Genomic DNA, 3,094 nt, shown 5'->3' with positions numbered 1-3,094 from the left:
CGCCTTCATCTGGGTTTTCAGTTTTTTGGTTCATCGGGAGTAGTCCCCCGCTGCTATAGCTTTAAAAAATGTGCGCAAGATTCCGGACGTTATCCAGTTCAAGCCTGCCTTCGACATCAACCCCGACATCCTTGCGCGCTACCAGGCCAACCGCCTGCGCGTCGTCCGACAGGTGCGCTACTCGTTGCACAACGAAAACAGCATCGACCTCGTCCTGTTCCTCAACGGCATTCCCGTCGCCACGGTCGAGTTGAAAACCGATTTCACACAGTCGCTCGGCGACGCCATTGACCAATATCGTTACGACCGCGACCCGCAACCCAAGGGCCAAAACGCCGAGCCGCTTCTCGATTTTCCGCGCGGCGCGCTCGTGCATTTCGCCGTTAGCAACCGCGAGGTCGCCATGACCACACACCTCAAGGGCAAGGCGACTCACTTCCTGCCCTTCAACCAGGGCGACAAGGGCGGCGCGGGCAATCCCGTCAATCCCGACGGGCACCCCACCGCCTATCTCTGGGAAAAAATCTGGGCACGCGAAAGCTGGCTCGAAATTCTGGGGCGCTACCTCATCGCGCAGCGCGACGACAAAAGGAAAATCGAAAAAATCATCTTCCCGCGCTATCACCAACTCGACGCCACGCGCAAGCTGCAAGCCGCCGTGCTCGCCGACGGCGCGGGAGCGAAATACCTCATTCAGCACTCCGCCGGCTCAGGCAAAACCAACTCCATCGCCTGGAGCGCGCACTTCCTCTCCGAATTGCACGACGCACGTGGCGACAAGGTTTTCGACAGCGTGCTCGTCATCTCCGACCGCAACGTCATCGACAAGCAGCTCCAGGAGGCGATCTTCGGCTTTCAGCGCCAGACTGGCGTCGTCGCGCTGGTCACCAACAAGGAAAGCAGCAAGAGCGCCGCGCTCGCCGAGGCGCTTTCCGGCGACAAGAAGATTGTTGTCTGCACCATTCAGACCTTTCCCTTCGCCATCGAGGAAGTGCGCCGGCTCGCCGCGACGCAGGGAAAGCGTTTCGCCGTCATCGCCGACGAGGCGCACAGTTCGCAAACCGGCGAGGCCGCCGCGAAGTTGAAACTCGTGCTCTCCGCCGAGGAGCTTGACGCGCTCAAGGACGGCGGCGAAGTGGGCGTTGACGACATCCTCGCCGCGCAAATGGCGAACCGCGCCGCCGAAAGCGGCATCACCTACGTCGCCTTCACCGCCACGCCCAAGGCCAAGACGCTGGAAATCTTCGGCACGCGCCCCGACCCCGCAAAACCCGCCGGCGAGGGCAACCTGCCCGCGCCCTTCCACATCTACTCCATGCGCCAGGCCATCGAGGAGGAATTCATCCTCGACGTGCTGCAAAACTACACCAGCTACAAACTCGCCTTCCGCCTCGCGCACAACGGCAGGGACCTTGACGACAAAACCGTCGAGCGCTCCGCCGCGCTCAAGGGCATTATGGGCTGGGTGCGCCTGCACCCCTACAACATCGCGCAAAAAGTCGCCATTGTCGTCGAGCACTTCCGCAAAACAGTCGCGCCGCTGCTCAACGGCAAGGCGAAGGCGATGGTCGTGGTCGGCAGCCGCGTCGAGGCCGTGCGCTGGAAACTCGCCGTCGAAAAATACATCACGGAGCACGGCTACAAAATCGGCGCGCTTGTCGCCTTTTCCGGCGAGGTGAACGACCCCGAATCCGGTCCCGACCCGCTCAAGGAAACCAACGCCGCGCTCAACCCCAACCTCAAGGGCCGCGATATCCGCGAGGCGTTCAAGGGCGACGAATACCAAATCCTGCTCGTCGCGAACAAATTCCAGACCGGTTTTGACCAGCCGCTCCTCTGCGGCATGTATGTGGACAAACGTCTCGACGGCATCCAGGCCGTTCAAACCCTCTCGCGCCTCAACCGCGCGCATCCCGGCAAGGACACCACCTACGTCCTCGACTTCGTGAACGACGCGGAGGAAATCCTCGCCGCCTTCAAAACCTACTACGAAACCGCCACGCTTTCCGGCGTCACCGACCCGAACATCGTTTTCGACCTGCGCGCCAAACTCGACGACGCCAGGCTTTACAATGAAAACGAAATCGAGCGTGTTGTCGCCGCCGAGTTGAATCCCAACTCGCGGCAAAGCGACCTCGTCAAAGCCATCGAGCCCGTCGCCGACCGGATCGTGCGCACCTACAAGGCGTTTCAGGACGCGCGCAAGAGCGCCCTTGAAAGAAACGACGAGGCCGACGCGAAAAAGGCAAAAGACGGCATGGACACCCTGCTCCTTTTCCGAGGCGACCTCGGCGCCTACATCCGCCTCTACGCGTTTCTCTCGCAAATCTTCAATTACGAAAACACCGGCATCGAAAAGCGCGCGATCTTCTACAAACGCCTGCTCCCGTTGCTCAAATTTGAGCGCGAGCGCGACGGTCTCGACCTGTCGAGTGTCGTGCTCACGCATCACCACCTGAAAAACACCGGCAGGCGCGCCATGCCGCTCTCCAACGGCGAAACACCAACGCTTGATCCTGTGACCGGCGCGGGCGGCGGCTCCGTTCAGGAAAAGCAAAAAGTGTATCTGGCGGAGTTGATTGAAAAGCTGAACGAGCTTTTCGGCGGCGAAGTCACCGAGCAGGACAAGTTGAGCTACGTGAACGGCACCTTGATCAACAAGCTCACCGAGTCGGAGACATTGCGGCAGCAGGCGGCCAGCAACACAAAGGAGCAGTTTGCCAACTCACCCGACTTGATGACCGAGTTCAAAAACGCGATCATCGCGTCCTACGACGCGCACACGGTGATGAGCTCGAAGGCGCTCAACCAGCCGGACGTGTTGCGCAGCCTTTTGGAAATCCTCATCGACCACGCGCAACTCTGGGAACGCTTGCGCAACAAGACGGCGTAGGATTGGCGGCACGGGATGCAAACGCGCCCACTTGTCCCGCGATGTGTCACCTCATTAGCGGCACATGTGTTACCTTTATTGCGGGACGTTACACGGAAGCCTCGCCCTGGGCTTACCCACGAATTGCGGACAGTGGCGCAGACGGGATGGGAAGATCAGTTGTTAAGTTTTTCGAAGTCAACCGGGGAAAGATATCCGAGT

1 protein-coding gene is annotated in these 3,094 nt (G+C 60.1%); it reads left to right on the top strand.

Annotation, left to right across the window (positions count from 1 at the left end):
• Positions 1-70 precede the first annotated feature (70 nt).
• Positions 71-2,893, top strand: coding sequence for a type I restriction endonuclease (locus M2103_RS13145; protein WP_277511140.1), 2,823 nt, complete (start codon positions 71-73; stop codon positions 2,891-2,893).
• Positions 2,894-3,094: the final 201 nt, after the last annotated feature.

Source organism: Ereboglobus sp. PH5-5 (genome assembly GCF_029504805.1).
Classification (GTDB): domain Bacteria; phylum Verrucomicrobiota; class Verrucomicrobiia; order Opitutales; family Opitutaceae; genus Ereboglobus.
Note: the sequence above shows the minus strand (reverse complement) of the source record. Positions and strands in the feature narration are given on the sequence as shown.